15 protein-coding genes and 1 pseudogene are annotated in these 15383 nt (G+C 31.6%); 2 read left to right on the top strand and 14 right to left on the bottom strand.

Going from position 1 to position 15383, the window contains the following annotated elements:
* Nucleotides 1-55: 55 nt before the first annotated feature.
* The 6 genes from SJY27_RS16615 to SJY27_RS16590 form a co-directional block, all read right to left on the bottom strand.
* Complete coding sequence (locus SJY27_RS16615) at nucleotides 56-1615, bottom strand: amidohydrolase family protein (protein WP_397445994.1); 1560 nt, start codon at nucleotides 1613-1615, stop codon at nucleotides 56-58.
* A 3-nt stretch (nucleotides 1616-1618) separates the two neighbouring features.
* Complete coding sequence (locus SJY27_RS16610) at nucleotides 1619-2740, bottom strand: type 1 glutamine amidotransferase domain-containing protein (RefSeq protein ID WP_397445993.1); 1122 nt, start codon at nucleotides 2738-2740, stop codon at nucleotides 1619-1621.
* A gap of 76 nt (nucleotides 2741-2816) precedes the next feature.
* Entirely contained in the window at nucleotides 2817-4217 is a 1401-nt protein-coding gene (locus SJY27_RS16605) for an alpha/beta hydrolase family protein (protein ID WP_397445992.1), read from the bottom strand.
* Between the two features lie 108 nt (nucleotides 4218-4325).
* Nucleotides 4326-4907, bottom strand: coding sequence for a hypothetical protein (locus SJY27_RS16600; protein ID WP_397445991.1), 582 nt, complete (start codon nucleotides 4905-4907; stop codon nucleotides 4326-4328).
* A gap of 22 nt (nucleotides 4908-4929) precedes the next feature.
* Complete coding sequence (locus SJY27_RS16595) at nucleotides 4930-5415, bottom strand: RNA polymerase sigma factor (RefSeq protein ID WP_397445990.1); 486 nt, start codon at nucleotides 5413-5415, stop codon at nucleotides 4930-4932.
* A 244-nt stretch (nucleotides 5416-5659) separates the two neighbouring features.
* Nucleotides 5660-5860, bottom strand: coding sequence for a helix-turn-helix transcriptional regulator (locus SJY27_RS16590; protein WP_397445989.1), 201 nt, complete (start codon nucleotides 5858-5860; stop codon nucleotides 5660-5662).
* 220 nt (nucleotides 5861-6080) lie between these two features.
* On the opposite strand from SJY27_RS16590, the gene SJY27_RS16585 reads away from it, so the two are divergent.
* Entirely contained in the window at nucleotides 6081-6380 is a 300-nt protein-coding gene (locus SJY27_RS16585) for a DUF1330 domain-containing protein (RefSeq protein WP_397445988.1), read from the top strand.
* A 92-nt stretch (nucleotides 6381-6472) separates the two neighbouring features.
* On the opposite strand, the gene SJY27_RS16580 is transcribed toward SJY27_RS16585, so the two are convergent.
* From SJY27_RS16580 to SJY27_RS16545, 8 genes and pseudogenes are all read right to left on the bottom strand, one after another.
* Entirely contained in the window at nucleotides 6473-8218 is a 1746-nt protein-coding gene (locus SJY27_RS16580; protein WP_397445987.1) for a helix-turn-helix domain-containing protein, read from the bottom strand.
* Nucleotides 8219-8406: 188 nt separating this feature from the next.
* Nucleotides 8407-8670: a hypothetical protein gene (locus SJY27_RS16575; protein WP_397445986.1), complete on the bottom strand. Its 264-nt coding sequence runs from the start codon at nucleotides 8668-8670 to the stop codon at nucleotides 8407-8409.
* A 496-nt stretch (nucleotides 8671-9166) separates the two neighbouring features.
* Nucleotides 9167-9475 carry a hypothetical protein gene (locus SJY27_RS16570; protein WP_397445985.1) on the bottom strand — a complete coding sequence of 103 codons (309 nt, stop codon included), beginning with the start codon at nucleotides 9473-9475 and terminating at the stop codon, nucleotides 9167-9169.
* A gap of 5 nt (nucleotides 9476-9480) precedes the next feature.
* The gene (locus tag SJY27_RS16565) at nucleotides 9481-10164 is read right to left on the bottom strand and encodes an ATPase (protein ID WP_397445984.1); all 684 of its coding nucleotides are present in this window, start codon (nucleotides 10162-10164) and stop codon (nucleotides 9481-9483) included.
* A gap of 293 nt (nucleotides 10165-10457) precedes the next feature.
* Nucleotides 10458-10919 carry a hypothetical protein gene (locus SJY27_RS16560; protein ID WP_397445983.1) on the bottom strand — a complete coding sequence of 154 codons (462 nt, stop codon included), beginning with the start codon at nucleotides 10917-10919 and terminating at the stop codon, nucleotides 10458-10460.
* A gap of 38 nt (nucleotides 10920-10957) precedes the next feature.
* A complete protein-coding gene (locus SJY27_RS16555) occupies nucleotides 10958-11236 on the bottom strand; it encodes a helix-turn-helix domain-containing protein (protein WP_397445982.1) in 279 nt (92 codons plus the stop codon).
* Nucleotides 11237-11510: 274 nt separating this feature from the next.
* Nucleotides 11511-12170 carry an RteC domain-containing protein gene (locus SJY27_RS16550; RefSeq protein ID WP_397447939.1) on the bottom strand — a complete coding sequence of 220 codons (660 nt, stop codon included), beginning with the start codon at nucleotides 12168-12170 and terminating at the stop codon, nucleotides 11511-11513.
* 305 nt (nucleotides 12171-12475) lie between these two features.
* A pseudogene (locus SJY27_RS16545) lies at nucleotides 12476-13732 on the bottom strand (site-specific integrase).
* 404 nt (nucleotides 13733-14136) lie between these two features.
* Between SJY27_RS16545 and SJY27_RS16540 the strand changes: the two are divergent.
* Nucleotides 14137-15381: a tyrosine-type recombinase/integrase gene (locus tag SJY27_RS16540; protein WP_397445981.1), complete on the top strand. Its 1245-nt coding sequence runs from the start codon at nucleotides 14137-14139 to the stop codon at nucleotides 15379-15381.
* The last annotated feature ends 2 nt before the right edge of the window (nucleotides 15382-15383 follow it).

Raw genomic sequence — 15383 nt, 5'->3', positions numbered from 1 at the left:
GTTAACATTGCTTAAACTCTAAAACGTTCTAGATTATAAAATAGAACTAATTTTGTTAATCGGCAAACTGTACACGAATCAAGGGGCTGTTCACCAAGCTTATTAATGCTTTTACATTCATATGAAAGCTGCTGGCTGCTGTTTCAGTGAAGTTTTTGAGTTCCGTGAGTTTTTCTTTATTGTAATACACACCATTTAACAATACACCATGTATTTCCTTTGTGTTTCTAATATCCTCTAGTGGATTTTTATTTAATACTACTAGGTCTGCCTTTTTTCCTATTCCTATAGAGCCGTAATCCTCTTCTATATTGGAAAATTTTGCTGGTGTTATAGTTGCAGATTGTAAGGCCTCTAAATTAGAAAGTCCACTTCTTGTTAATTCGTATAATTCATCATGTAAACTAAAACCCGCAAACACATACGAATCTGTAACATCTGTTCCTGCCATAATGGGCACACCCAATTTATTGGCCATGGCTACTTGTTGTTTTGAGGCTTCAAAAAATTGTTCACTTACACTAATACCCTCACGTTCAATATTTTTCTCTTTGTTATGGTCTGTATCAAATTTCCACCATAACTTCTTCCTGACTGAAGTGACATACTTTAAATTTACATTGTTTGTAAAATTCTCTATATGTGCATTGGCTTCAAACTTTAAAGTCTGTAAGGTTGGTGTCCAATAGGCATTCTTTTGCTGCATTAATTGCATTAATTTTTTTGCTTGGACCAAATCAAACTGTTGAACAATCTTTGCTTTTGATTTCGAGAAATATGCTTTCCAATTTGTTGGATTTTTTAAGCTATCGGCTTCTGGGAAACACTCATACATAAATATGCGTCCATGTTCAAAACTTTTTTGTCCTAGATTAACCGCTTCTACTAAGTTTAAAAACATCGGTTTATGCCCTGCCAAATGCAACCCGTACTCTGGTGCTTTTTTAGCCAAGGCTTTGTAGGTGTCTTTTGGCAATTGCTGATACACTTTTATAAAATCAACCTGTTCATTTTTGTAAAACTGTAACAAGGAATCTACTTGTGATGGCTTTTGCAGTTTGAAAAAGTTGGGGAACTCTTCAGGAATGGCTTTTTCGCCATCCATTTGATAACTGCTTTGCAATATATATCTGGGTGTGACTCTTTTGTTATTGTTTAGGTCTTTATTCCACTGCAGACGTTCTTTACTACCTACCCAATAGCTGTCTTTTTTATTTAACTGTCCTGACATATCTCGTATACCAGTAACTCCGTTTGCAATATAAAGCGGATGATGTAACCAAGCTGATTGTTGATTGGAATGGGTATGCATGTCCCATAAACTAGGCATTAGGTATTTACCACTTCCATCGATATGCAAAACATCATCAACAACTTCAATAGGTATACTGTCAATTTTTGTAATACGAGAATTTTCGATCAGAACAAATTGATGTTTTGCTAAATTTCCAGTTTCAACATCAATAATAGTTACATTTTTAACAATGGTTTTCTGAAAAAGCTTTGGTGGTTCTATTACATCCATTGGCCATAGGTAAGCTATGGTTATCACTATAACCAAAAGCGCCGTTAACGCAAAACCAACTTTTAAAAATAAAAGGATTCTTTTCTTCATCAATTAATTCTCAGAAATTTTGTGTAGTAATTTTTCTGCCTCGTTTTTCAACAACCCTTTTTCTATAAGCGCATCAAGAGTTTGTTTCGCTTGATTTATATTGCCAATTTTTATTTGTGTTTTTGCAACTAGCAACTGAAAGTTTTCATTAAAAAAATAAGGTTTGGCAGTAGTAATTAATCCTATCGCCTTTTCTAATTTTGCTTTATCATCACTAGTATTTTGCAAAAGTAAGAATCCATAAGTTGCCATTAGTTTGTAATTGTAACTATTTGCAGTATGTTCTTTAAAAAGTTCTTTAGCATCCATCTTAGTGTTGAGGTACTTTTTAATATACCCTAATGTTACTTCTTGCCTTGTATATTTTCTTTGTTTAGGTGTTATCCCTAAAGCTATCAGCACTGTTTCTGCTGAAGCTTTTGTAGATGCAGGATTCTGACCTGTTATAAACTTACCAGAAATAACTACTTTTTCTAACATAAAATTACTTTCTTGATAGATTGCTCCTCTTGACTTTAGCTTGTCTTCTAATAAAAAAGGAAATTCATTGATCCATTTACTTTTAAATAGGCGTTCTTCTTCATTAGAAAAACCAGTAATCTTTTCATTATCTAGAATATACTTATTTTGATCTTTTACATGAACAAAAGCAGCAGTACCATGACAAACAGCAGCCAAAACTGTACGTTCTCTATTGTAGAGGTTTACTACTATATCTTGCAATGATGGGTCATAAGGAAGATCAAACATGGCTCCCTTACCTCCAATAACATAAACAGCATCATAATTATTTGCATTTATAGTTGAAGTTGGTAGGGTTTGTTTCAGTAAATTTCTAGTAGCACTATTGGTTAAAAATGCTTTATTTTTCTTTTTGGTTGCATCGAATTTATCTGCTACTACAGAACCACCTTTTGGACTTGCTACAGTAACCTTTACATCATTCTGAGTAAATATAGTGTAGGCATCTACAAACTCCTCAAACTCAAAGCCTGGTCGTGTATGGCCATTATCTTTACCATAACTACTTACAACCATTAAAACCTTCTTTTGAATTTTTGATTTTGATTGGGAAAAAGTTGATGCAGTTATGAACAGCAATAATAAGGTTATATAATTTTTCATGATTTTAATATATTATTGTTACAAAACTATGTAAAGCTTATTGTTGAATTTTTTCTGATTTAAGAAACCGAACTCATTAATTGATATGCTCTAAAACCCAACTTGAAATTTCTTCTAAGGCTATTGGTGAAAATGTCTGTTCAATTTTACTATACTCATCCATTTTACCAGTTGTACTCTCCTGAAAAAAGTGATTTAAACCTTCTAATTTTACGATCTTATAATCTGTGTTTTTCCCTTTTATCAATGCTTCCTTAATACTCTTTTGATTGATTTCTGCATTTACTTGTGTGTCGTTCGTACCATTTAAAGACAATACCGGAATTTGCAATTTTTCTATTTCAGTTGCAGGATTGTAATTGTAGAAATAACGAACCCAAGGTGTAGTTCTGGCTTTGATTAAACCTTCCACAATCTCATTTACCTTAGCATCATTACCAACCATGGGTTTTAATATTGGAGCAATTGTTTTGTTGTAATGCGCAGTCAATTCTTTTTTAATTGTTGACAATTCCTTATCTGAAGCTGCAATTTTAATTGCTTCTCTGATGGCTTGCTCATATGCTGCTTCACTAGGTACTGGAAAAGGACGCATTGAAATAGACTGCATTAATGATATTTCGCTTCCAGGTATACCTGTAGAGGCTAATAGTACTATAAAAGACACGTCTTCTGTTTGATTCGCTGCTAAAGGTGCAATAATACCCCCTTCACTATGCCCCACTAGACCAATATGATTAGTATCAATATCTGATCTTGATTTTAGATAGCTTACAGCACTTACAACGTCTGTAGCAAAATCTGCAGTTGTTGCTTCACTAAAATTACCTGTCGATTTTCCTACTCCTCGATCATCAAAACGTAAAACTGCAATACCTTGGCGTGTTAAATAATCTGCAAGTATCCAAAAAGGTTTGTGGTTTGCGAACGTTTCATCTCTATCTTGTGGACCACTACCACTTATTAAAATAACAGCAGGAGCTTTTTTGGTATTTCGTGGTAAAGTCAAAGTACCAGCAAGTGAAACTTGAGCTTTTTTATTCTTAAAAACTACTTCCTCCTCATTGTAAGGATAAGGTTTTACAGGCTCTTGGGGTCTATTATTTTTGGTAGCTACGCTTAACTTTCCCTTTTTTAATTGTAATGGAAGTGTATTAGCTCCTTCTGAAAAATTCCCCTCAAATTGCTGTAACTTAGTATTGAATTTGCCTTCATACTTGATGCCTAAGTTTGAACCATCAATTAATAAGATTCCATTGTCATACGTGGTACTTTGAGGTTTTAATCCTGCAACTCTTTGTGCTGGTATAGACAACTCTGTGACATAATTATTATCTGATTTTTTAATATTGAAAATAAAACGAATTTCTTTGTCTTTACCTAGTTTTACTGTTCCATTCCATATGCCTGTAATGTCTTGAGAAAACGTTAAGACTGAGCATAACACTAAGACGAATGTGATGTATATTTTTTTCATTTTTTAAATTTAATTTAGTTCATTTTTGGGCGCACTTTTCTTGTCCGAATAAAATTCAGCTTTATAATAAATGCATTACTTAATTGTGATTATTTGTTTGAAATAGGCTTAGGCTTCGAGCTCTTTTAATATTGCGTTTGCGGCATCTGTAGCCTTTTTATATTTTTTTAAAACCCATTGAGAGAAAATATATAAAATACCAATACCTGAAGGCACCAACCAGTTGAGTTTTTCTGTCATTGTAAAAACATCTATACCTTTTATAATTTTACCAAAGGAAATTACAGTAAGTATCAATACTATAAAACTGGTATAAAAACTTATTCTTTGCAGACGCATAAACCTTGTTTTTTCTTTAGCATAATTCAATAATGATGCTTTATAAGTACTCTTAGAAATATCTATCGCCTTCAACTTTTGAATTGATTTTAATGACAGTATAGGCAACAGCAAACAAGCAACTATGGTAAGCACGCCTGTAAGTTGTAAATACCAAACATCTAGTTCATTAAAATTACTAATCAGATAAATAACTGCAGCAAAACAGATGAACGCACTTAGAGTTTCTGGCACAGAAATACTGCGCATTCTAATTTCATAGCGCTCTTTAGTCATGTCTAGAATTAACTGATCTGTTAATACTTTTTGTTGGTCTACTTTTTGATTCAGATCTTCCCAGAGGGATTTCATTTCATCGAATTCCATACTTCTTTTATTTTTTAATTTGAGATTTTAATTTTTGTTTAATTCTTCCTAAACGTGTCCCAATATTGGTTTTTGTAAATCCAGTAATTGCGGCTATTTCATCATAATTTTTGCCTTCTAAATGAAGGAGTATGATTCCTTTTTCTACAATACTGAGTTTTTTTATATGCGCATATAACAGTGTAATTCGTTCTTCCATAACTGTATCCAATTCATCTAATTTATTCGAAAGAAAATTATCTATGGATACTCGTGTCCCTTTTTTCTTTTCTTTTTTCAAATGACTGATTGCCGTATTTAAAGCAACACGATACATCCAAGTACTCATTTTTGAATTGGCTTTAAAAGAAGGGTAAGATTTCCAAAGTTGATAGACAATTTCTTGGTATACATCTTCTAGATCTTCAGCACTATTGGTATAAAGTCTTGCAACTTTATAAATAATACCTTCGTTCTCTTTTATATGTTGAATAAAGTCCTCTTTTGTATGCATGTAAAGATGAATTACATTGTATGAGTGTTTAAAGTATTTAAAAAATCACAAAAAAAATTTAATATTTTTTAAAACAAATATAAAAAACTGATTTACAAATCATTATAGCTTCAATAAAACTATCCCTTAAGCAGTCTATAACTGTTATTCATGTGATGCCATCCTATAAAACTAAACAATACAATGAAAGGTTTTGATTTTAAATTTAGAACCCATTTTATACACTGTAACTCTAACAAAAAAATTATTCGTTTTCTTCGAGTTCAAAAAAAGCATTCACTGGTTTTTGGAAAATTTGTGATAATTTTAGCGCTATTACAGTTGATGGAATTGTCTTGTTGTTTTCGATAATATGTATAGCTTGTCTAGATACTCCTACTCTTTTTGCCAATTCTGCCTGTGTAAGTTTGCAAATAGCACGTTCTTCTTTTATTGTATTTTTCATAAGTCCATATTCTATATAAAAACAATAGCTGGTAATAAACAGTTCTTCCCTAAAACCAGACTACTGTTAGTATATGAGTAGGATTGTATTAGGAAAAATCACACTGACTACTTCTAAAAATGCAATGTTTCCATTAGACATTAGTCTAACTAATGTGTTTTTTTAGTCATAAAATGTGATTTTTACAACGTACGCTATACTCATAGGGAAACAAAATATTATGAACTTTAAAATTATACTCATCATTATAGCTTTTGTGAATCTAAATGAGAAAGAAGCTTTTGAATATTACACGTCTCAAATTAGAGCAAAATATGAATTGGTTGATGCAAAACCAGTAAAATACCCTATTAAACATGGCGTTATTGGTAAAGAAAAACCTGACTTTATTATGGTTGTTGAATTTCCAAACCAAGAAGCTTTGGAGCAATTATTTAACAGTGAAGACTATAAAAAACTAATACCTTACCGAAAGAAAGCCTTTACCGATTTAAAAGTATTTATATCAGAAAAGCAATAAACAGTTAGGTATTGTATCGTCTTTATGGCGAAATGTCATAAAAATGATTGTAAGGTCATTTAAAAACATACTTTTTTTATTCGAATTTTTGACTATTCCATATGCTTTTTAAGATAAGCATAAGGTGTTTTCCCCTCCATTTTTTTAAAGAACGTATTGAATACTGTTTTAGAGTTAAATCCACTATCGTAAGCTACAGCCATAATCGTTAGGCCTTTGTTTTCTTCTAAAAGTACACGCGCTTTAAATTCCTTAACTCTAAAGGTATTTACGTATTCTGAGAAGTTTTTTTGAAAACCTAGGTTTAACAATTGCGAAACGTAATTGCCAGGAAGCTCCAAGTAAGAAGCCAAATCTTTTAGTGATAAATCAGGATTTAAATACAGCTTATAATCCATCATAATCTGCTCCAATTCCTCGCTGTAGTTTTTAACTTCAGCAGCATCAAGCAAAGCCTGTTTGTATTTTTTTTTCTGTTTGTAATTTAGATTATCAGGAATTGCTTTTAGCATGATTTCCTTATAACGTGGTTTGTTTTTAAACCGCTTGAGAATTGGTGATGGATTCAATAACAATATCAATGGCAAGCGCTTGTTGTATGCTTGAGTTATCAAATCGATTACCTTTTCATCATTACCCAACAAGGCATTTACCAATATCAAAAATGTAAAGGCCTTATCTACAAGTGCAGTTGTTAAAAAGGTCTCTAATTCTTGTAATCCAGCATTGCACTTTTCTGTTTCCTTTAGGTAGGCATAACACATGGTAACCCCACCTAATTTGGTGAGGTCTTTTACAGAGACCCCTTTTAGTGAATTGAAATATGTTAAAGCTTCATTTGGCTTGCCTGACATTAATAAGCTTATACCAATATAAATTGGAGGAAAGGGTAATTTAGGGTCTAATTCCAATGCTTTTTGTAAATAAGGAATCGCAGTTTCATATTCTTCTTTCAAATAGCACAAGAAACCTTTATAATGATGATTGATCGCTGCATAAGGATCTAATTGTAAGGCTTTGTCTAGATAATTTTGAGCTGCATCTAATTTACCTTCTACTGTTAAAAAGTTAGAAATGGTCAGATAAATATCGTCTGCTTTTTGTAACTCTAGTGCCTTATTTGCATGTATATACGCTTTTTCTAAATCCCAATTTTGCCAACAGGCTATCCACGCTAAATTCAGTTGCGATCTTGATGAGTTTGGGTCTAACGCAATTGCCTTTGACAAATAAGGTTGCGCTTCTTGGTAGGCCTCATAGGCTGGTAACAACCCCATGGTTCCCATATTCATATAGGCAAGGTTAATATCTAAATAGGGACTTGCAAAGTTAGGTGCTTTTTGTATGACTTTTTTTAAAATCTTGATGCCTTTTATAGAGTTTTTATAATCTAATTTCATAATGTAATACCTCCCTTTCAGGTATTCTCTATAAATAGGTACAGGTACATCTATAGGTGCTACAAGTTTATCTTCTATTTCAATATGCCCAATATGTTCCCGTAGTTTTTCCGCAATAAACAGACTTATTTCATCTTGTATTTCAAAAATATGTTCTGGATTTCTATCAAAGGTTTCAGACCAAAAGTGATAATCATCAAGCGTATCAATCATTTGTACAGTTATGCGCATTTTGTTTTTTGACACTCTTACACTCCCTTCAATAAAAATCGCTACGTTAAGTTTTTCTTTAATCTCTTTAGTAATTATCTTTTTGTTTTTAAAATAAAATGAAGAAGTACGTGAAGTAACTGCAAGTTGCTCGATTTTAGCAAGCGCGTTAATAATTTCTTCTGTTAATCCATCGCAGAAATATTCGTTTTCAATATTGCTGCTCATATTGACGAAAGGGAGGACTGCTATGGATTTATTTAAAACAAGCAATTAAAATTAGTGTTTTATAATGATTATTTGTCAAATATAGTAAAACTTTATAGGCATTAAAATGGGTTTTAAGTTACCAAACAAACAATTATTGTGTTTCAAGTAAAGCAATATTTCAAGGACAATTAAAATTATTTGTTTATTCAGAAAATTACTTTTAATACTTCCACTAAAACAGTATCGTTATTTTGCAACAAATCACTCTTTTTTTGATTTATTATTATATCCGGCTGAAGTGCTGTATTTACTTGATTAGATAATCGAAATAATCTTTTAGAATAGGTCATCATTACCAATTTTGAATTTGGCAAGATAAAGCCGTCCATATCTTGATACCCATTTGGATTTGAACTGGTGGGTTCAACAACAACTTTAGCATTTAACAATTGCTTGCCTTTGGATCTCATAAACCGGCATATTCTCATTTTGAAACCGCCTCACTGATCTCTGACTGACTTAACCCCCAAAGCTTCTGCCAATGGTTTTTGATGCCAAGAAGCATTATTATCACTCACTATTTTGAGTAACATTACAACATCTTGTGGCTTTAAATGCTTATTTTGTGTTTTCATGCTATTCTATATTGCGCATCGCGATATGCAATATTTTCGTTTCAATGATCATTTGTATTTATGGATTAAAAAAGAAAAGTGACTGAATGTACGTATAACTACCAGTTATGTAACTTAGCTTTGGTGAAGTTTTGTGTTTTATGAAAACAATAACAATGTTTGCTTTTTACAGTTGTGTTTGAGTGTGTGAAAATACAAGCTTTAAAATGCAAGTACCTCTAGAGAGTAAAACGCTAAACTTAGGTGCTGGAAAGCGGAACAACCCAAAAGACAGAGGCTTGTTTTCCTTCATTTTAAACTTTGATTTATCATTGCCAACCCGCCAGCTGGCTCATTCACTTAAAACATCCGCTGGATGTTTTCTTAATGTTCTGCCCGGGTTTTGGGTTGTGGGGATTTGTTTATTCAAATATTTAATAGGCTTATCCTTTACCATCGCTTTTTTTTGGTTTCTGTTTTTATTTGATTGTATTTTCTTTTGTAAAGATTTACTGTTTCTGATGAACATACCTGCCAGGTTTGTAAAACCTTGCAGGAGATGACATACTGCTTGGTTTAGTGGAATATGGGTTTGACATTGACGTTGACTTTGACTTTGATTTTGACTTTGATTTTGGCTTTTGGATGGTGGGTGTTGCATTGGGGTTATTTGCGTTTGTCTGTGCTATCTTTGGTAAACGCAATTAAATTGAACATTTCTCGCATTCTCGAGCGTACTCGATTTCCATATCGTTCTTCGAGTTCTTTTGCGTTGAGGTTGGTGGTTGCGTGGGTTATGACTCCTCGACTGTGCTCGGTGTGACAGGTTTTTACAAATAAATCGTAACGTGATAAGAGGATTTCTCCCATTACATTACAGTCTTTTCCGAAATGTCTGCCTGTAGGTTCTACTCCTAAATCATCGAAACAAAAGTGGTGTTGGTTTCCATAGTCTTCTATGGTTTTATAGCCAATGTGATTGAAACTAAACACGGTGTTTCTGCACGGAATTATATTGTATTTTGTTTTATTGGGTGCTATGTGTCTGATTAATTTCATTAAACTTGTTTTTCCACATCCCACAGGGCCTGAAAGAAGGATTCCTTTATTTGGATCTATGTTTAGTTTTTTACAAGCATTAGCATCTTGAATGGCATAACATGATAGTTTGTAAATGATGTAGTAATCTTCTTTATAGATTTTGAAATTCTGACCAAATAGTTTTACTCCCTTAGCTTGTAGATAGCTTAGAATCTTACTAAAATCGTAATACACACAATTATTTTTTAATATACCCAATTGGTATTGTACACTGCCTTCGATGATTATATGGGGATGTGAATTGTTCATTTTTTATTTTTGCCTATGTTAGGTTTCACGTCTTTTTTTAAAGCTCGTATTCTTTACAAGGGTTGGTTGTAATTCTTGTTTTTGGTTGTTTTGAGGTTGTCTTGATTTTGGCTAACTGGATTTTGGTTTGTTCTGGACCGTGTTCGATCTGACAAAATTTCTTCGGCTTTTATCATCCAATTTTTGGCGGTGGCTTTCCAATTGACAATTTTTGTTTTTCCGCCTACTTTCCAACCAATGCCTTGGTAGTGGTTGTAAAATTTTTGCGCTTCTATTTTTGGCCAATTTTTATTTTAAAAAAAATGGATTACTTCTTTTACATTTTTTGGCTGGTTTAGTTTATTACTGTTTTTATAGTTTTCTATAGTTTGTATATGTTTATTAATAGATACCAGTGCTTGTCCACTACTTGTCTCTGTTTTGGTATTGTTGTGTACCAGAGCTTGTACAGCACTTGTCTCGAAATTGAACATCTTGATTTTACTGCCTTTGTATGGATTGTGTGATGGATAATAGATGAGGTATTGCCAATGGGTTAATTCTTTGATACATTTATGATATGTAGATTTTGAGCCAATTTTAGAGAAACGCATGACTTCTTCTCGATTGATATAAAATTCTTGAACAAACCGATTGTTATTCCAAATTTGAAAAAGTGCAATGTATAGACTGATATGCGTTGAATTTAAACGATTGTCTTTCGAGAATTGATAGAATATCCCTTTCAGGTGTTTTATGTAGTTTACGTTTTGCATAAGGCCTGCCCTACAAAGAAGGGGCTTATATTAGTTTTCTAAAACTTATTGTGAATGCGGTTTTCTGCAATGACTTTTTTGATATCATCGAAGTCGTAGTAAATGACTCCGCCAACTTTTGAATATGGCAATGTGCCATTGATTCTTAAATTTTGTAGTGTTCCTGGACTGATTTTTAGCATCTCCATGATATCTGAAGATTTTAAGTATTTTTTTTCGTTTGTGTTGGAATGTGATGTTAGCATTGTTTTTAATTCTGATAACAATTCCATTTTAAATTCTCTTAAATCGTCTGTTGTAATAATTTGTGCTGGCATTTCTTTGATTTTTTCTTGGGTTTATATTCCTTTTTTTTGAGTTACAAAGTTGCAGCCTATTTCTGAAAATCTTTAGGTAGTTATTAGGTACTACCTAGAAATTTTAACATTTCAAATGTCTATAACTACTGATTTACAGGGTTTTATTTTTTTTTTACAACAAAGAATCCCCTCTTATAAAGAAGGGATTCTGTTTACAACTCTTGTTTGGTTTGTATGAAATTTAACTTTTAGGTAGTGCTTAGGTAGTACTAAAATATACCCTGTAAATTGTCTACCATGGGTCGTAATTTATTTTTTGCAATAGTCCGTTTTTGAGTGTATCTAAAAATTTTGTAGGATCTTTTTGACGTGCTTTAATTTGACTAAATGTTTTATGGATATTACCAAGTTTGATATTAAACAAAACTTCGCATACTTCTTTGAGTTTTTTGATTTCTGAGTTGCCATTTCTAATAGCTCCAGATTCTTTTAGCGCAAATAACAATTCGACTAAATCTGTTTTAGATCCTGTCCAGGATAAATTGGTTAAAACTTCTGGTTTTACTTCTTTTTTGTTTTTAAACTTAGTATTCAATTCTTTGTTAAAAAAGTCGATACATAACCTATTGCCGGTTATTTCTGCTGCCACTGTTGATTTGTTGGTATTGAATAATGGGTATTTATTCATCTGAAAATTTTTAGCAAAAAGAGATAATTGTATGTTTTTACGTAAAAAATAAAGGTTGTCTGATATGGTTTCCTTTTGGGTATAATAAAAAAAGAATTCTAAATTTCTTTTTTTTCTATTTTCTAAACGTTTAATACTCTTTTTTAAATATTGCTTCTGTAGTTCTGATCCTACTTTTGGACACTCTAAATAATAAGTTAATTGTGTACCATAAAAGAAAAGACACCCTTGTAATTTTGGTTTTTGATATTTAAAAAATTCAATTTCTTCTTCTTGGGAAGGGAAATCTTTTTTTTCGAATTTCTTCTCTGAGGTTATTGATACAGTGTGATGTTAATTCGAGCTTTCTCTTTGTTTCCAGGAAGTTGTCTAGCTCCGTTACTTTTTCAATTTCATCATCATATTTTTTTAAAATATCATTTATAGTTTTCATCCTTAGTCAATTAAGTTTTAAGCAATTAAGGTATAAAAAAAATTAGACATTATGGATTCTATATTTTTTGTGTCTTTTTACATTAAATTATGATTAAAATCGCAAGAAATCCTCCTCTATTTTAAGAATCTATAAACTACTCTAAATTGACTATTTTGGTGTTTGAAGCTGCTGGTTTTTGACTTGAGAATTTGTCCTTTAGGGCTTTCATATCCTCACCAACTTTTCTATCTAAAATTTTAGCATAGTGCTGTGTAGTTTTTAAGGATTTGTGCCCTAACATTTTACTCACTGTTTCAATAGGCACTCCATTTGTTAAAGTTACAGTAGTGGCAAAAGTATGACGTGCCAGGTGAAAGGTGAGGTTTTTCGTGATTCCGCAGACATCAGCAATTTCTTTTAAAGATGCATTCATTTTTTGATTGCTTAACACAGGCAATAAAAGCTGACTTTTTAACACATCTGGATGATGGCTATATTTTTCTAAAATTGCTTCTGCGGTGCTTAGTAACGGAATATTACTTCTAGTATTTGTTTTTGTTCTGTTGGTTTTTATCCATCTATCTCCGTCTATACCGATTACAATATCATTATGCGATAGTTTTTTAACATCTGCATAGGCTAAGCCCGTAAAACAACTGAACACAAATATGTCTTTGACTTGGTTTAATCTTTGTATAGAAAACTGCTTAGTTACTAAGGTTTCTATTTCTTCTTTGGATAAAAATTCTCTTTCTACTGTTTTAAGTCTCGCTTTCCAGTTATAAAAAGGGTCTTTGCTTATCCAGTCATTGACATACGCAATTCTGATGATTTTCTTGAAATTTGTAATGTATTTTATGGCTGTGTTATGTGCACAATTTTTCTCGGTTTTTAGATAGTATTAAAAACCAGTGATAAATTTATGATTGACTTCTTTTACAGCTATATCTTCTAAACTGTATTCTAATTTAATGTATTCTTGAAGGTGCTTTTTAGCGGTTTTATATCTTTCAAGGGTTCCTGGTGCAAAGTCTTTTCCGACTAATTTTTCTACTTGATTGTTGTGGTCCTGGAATATTTTAAGCAGCATTTTCTGTTTTTCTGCTTTTCCGATGAAAATATTCTTGATTAACAATGCACTTATTGGGCGATTATCATCCAATAATTTTTGCTGAATTTTAAATATTTTATTTTCTATAGAGTTTAAATAACGATTTAACTCTCTTACCTCCATAGATTTTCCTATTACTTTTCCAGCTTCGCTATTCCATTTTTCAACGGCTACTTTTCTTTTAATACTAATTTGGCTGCGTTTTCCATTTACCGTTATTCGCAAGTAAATTGGGGCTTTACCATCTTTGGTTACTTTATTTCTTTGCAGAAAAAAAAGAATTGAAAAAGTTTTAAACATCGGTTACCTATTTTTACATCTAATAAATATACAAAATTTTAAACATTAATCAAAATATAAACAACTAAATAACAGCTATTTAGGGTAAATTATTTTAAAATTCGGTTACCTATTTAGAAAACAAAATAGGTAACCGAATAGGTGTCTTTTAATTGAATATTTATTCGGTTTAAATGATGTTTGAAGAAAACAAAAAAGCCCGTAAACATAATGTTTACGGGCTTTTGGTGAGATTTGATATATTCTCTGCGGAGAAAGAGGGATTCGAACTTTATATACCTAAAAATACGTAAATATCCTGTTTTTCAGTGCTTTAATTACTTAAATACCGATTTTTATCATTAAATATATGAGTAATTTGATAAGAAAATGTACCTTTACTGTCAACTCCACTGTCAACGCATATGAATTTCACTTTTAATCTAAGGAAGCCCAAATCCAAGATAGAAACACTAATAGTTTTCTCTACCTATATCAAAGAAGAACGGAAAAAATTTGTTTATTCGACAGGAGAATCAATCTTACCTAGTTTATGGAATTTTGAAAATAGACAACCTAGAAATTTAACTGGAAGGTCTAAAGAGAGCGAAGATTCAAGAGCCATAAAGCGTCAGTTAGACAGATACGAGCATTTCTATATTGAACTAGCAAACAGACACAAAATCACCAATGAAAGTCTTGATTCTGAAACCCTAAAAATTGAATTTGACAAACATTTCAAAAAAGTAAAACCAATCTCAAATGTTTTCTTTGATATTTATGAAATTTTTATTCAGAATAAAAGCCTTGATTTTAGTGACCAAAGAAATGCTGATAGTACTATAAATAGATATAAGTACAATAAAAAACTTTTAGAGGAATTTCAAAGAGATACAAAAACCACAATTCACTTTTCTAAAATAGACCAAGCATTTTACCAGAAATTGTTGAATTATTGTATTCAAACAAAAGAACATTCTGCAAATACTTTAAGACGAAATATAGGTCTATTTAAAACATTCCTAAATTGGGCGTTAGAAAACAAACATACCTATAATGATAAATTTAAAGCATTTAAATCTCCACAAGCATTTGCCACAAATGAAGTAGCTTTATCTATAGAACAAGTTAAAGAAATAGCTGACTTAGATTTATCTGATAAACCTAAACTTGAAAGAGTAAGAGATTTATTTATCATAGGTTGTACAACTGGACTTCGTATTAGTAATTATGGAAGTATTAAAAAGCAAGACGTAATTGACAATGAAATATGGGTTTCTGATGTAAAAGACAAAAACAAACAATTAAAAATTCCTCTAAACCCAATCTCAAAAAAGATTTTTGAAAAATATGATTATAATTTACCCAAAATATCAAACCAAAAATTTAATGATTATATAAAAGATGTTTTTGAGGAAGCCAAGTTTAATCACCTGATAAAGAAAACCTATAGAATTGGAAATGAAGTGAAAGAAGAGTTTAAACCATTCTATAAAAGGATCTCTAGCCATACTGCAAGAAGGAGTTTCATTACCATTATGAAAAATGAAAAGGTTCCAGATAAAGTGATTATGTCTATAACTGGACACAAGAGTTTGGAGGTATTTAACAAGTATTACAAACCAAGCAAAAAAGATAAAATTGAATTTATGAACAGTGTTTTTAAATAAAA

The organism is Polaribacter sp. R77954 (assembly GCF_044595335.1).
GTDB lineage: Bacteria > Bacteroidota > Bacteroidia > Flavobacteriales > Flavobacteriaceae > Polaribacter.
The sequence above is the reverse complement of the archived record's forward strand: the minus strand, read 5'-3'. Positions and strand labels throughout refer to the sequence as shown.

Excerpts from the sequence above, each read along its gene's own strand:
- SJY27_RS16555 (WP_397445982.1), bottom strand. The coding sequence starts at position 11,236 with ATGCCAGCACAAATTATTACAACAGACGATTTAAGAGAATTTAAAATG.
- SJY27_RS16605 (WP_397445992.1), bottom strand. The coding sequence starts at position 4,217 with ATGAAAAAAATATACATCACATTCGTCTTAGTGTTATGCTCAGTCTTA.
- SJY27_RS16585 (WP_397445988.1), top strand. The coding sequence starts at position 6,081 with ATGAACTTTAAAATTATACTCATCATTATAGCTTTTGTGAATCTAAAT.
- SJY27_RS16570 (WP_397445985.1), bottom strand. The coding sequence starts at position 9,475 with ATGCAACACCCACCATCCAAAAGCCAAAATCAAAGTCAAAATCAAAGT.
- SJY27_RS16600 (WP_397445991.1), bottom strand. The coding sequence starts at position 4,907 with ATGAAATCCCTCTGGGAAGATCTGAATCAAAAAGTAGACCAACAAAAA.
- SJY27_RS16595 (WP_397445990.1), bottom strand. The coding sequence starts at position 5,415 with ATGCATACAAAAGAGGACTTTATTCAACATATAAAAGAGAACGAAGGT.
- SJY27_RS16540 (WP_397445981.1), top strand. The coding sequence starts at position 14,137 with ATGAATTTCACTTTTAATCTAAGGAAGCCCAAATCCAAGATAGAAACA.
- SJY27_RS16575 (WP_397445986.1), bottom strand. The coding sequence starts at position 8,670 with ATGAGATCCAAAGGCAAGCAATTGTTAAATGCTAAAGTTGTTGTTGAA.
- SJY27_RS16590 (WP_397445989.1), bottom strand. The coding sequence starts at position 5,860 with ATGAAAAATACAATAAAAGAAGAACGTGCTATTTGCAAACTTACACAG.
- SJY27_RS16580 (WP_397445987.1), bottom strand. The coding sequence starts at position 8,218 with ATGAGCAGCAATATTGAAAACGAATATTTCTGCGATGGATTAACAGAA.
- SJY27_RS16565 (WP_397445984.1), bottom strand. The coding sequence starts at position 10,164 with ATGAACAATTCACATCCCCATATAATCATCGAAGGCAGTGTACAATAC.
- SJY27_RS16615 (WP_397445994.1), bottom strand. The coding sequence starts at position 1,615 with ATGAAGAAAAGAATCCTTTTATTTTTAAAAGTTGGTTTTGCGTTAACG.
- SJY27_RS16610 (WP_397445993.1), bottom strand. The coding sequence starts at position 2,740 with ATGAAAAATTATATAACCTTATTATTGCTGTTCATAACTGCATCAACT.
- SJY27_RS16560 (WP_397445983.1), bottom strand. The coding sequence starts at position 10,919 with ATGCAAAACGTAAACTACATAAAACACCTGAAAGGGATATTCTATCAA.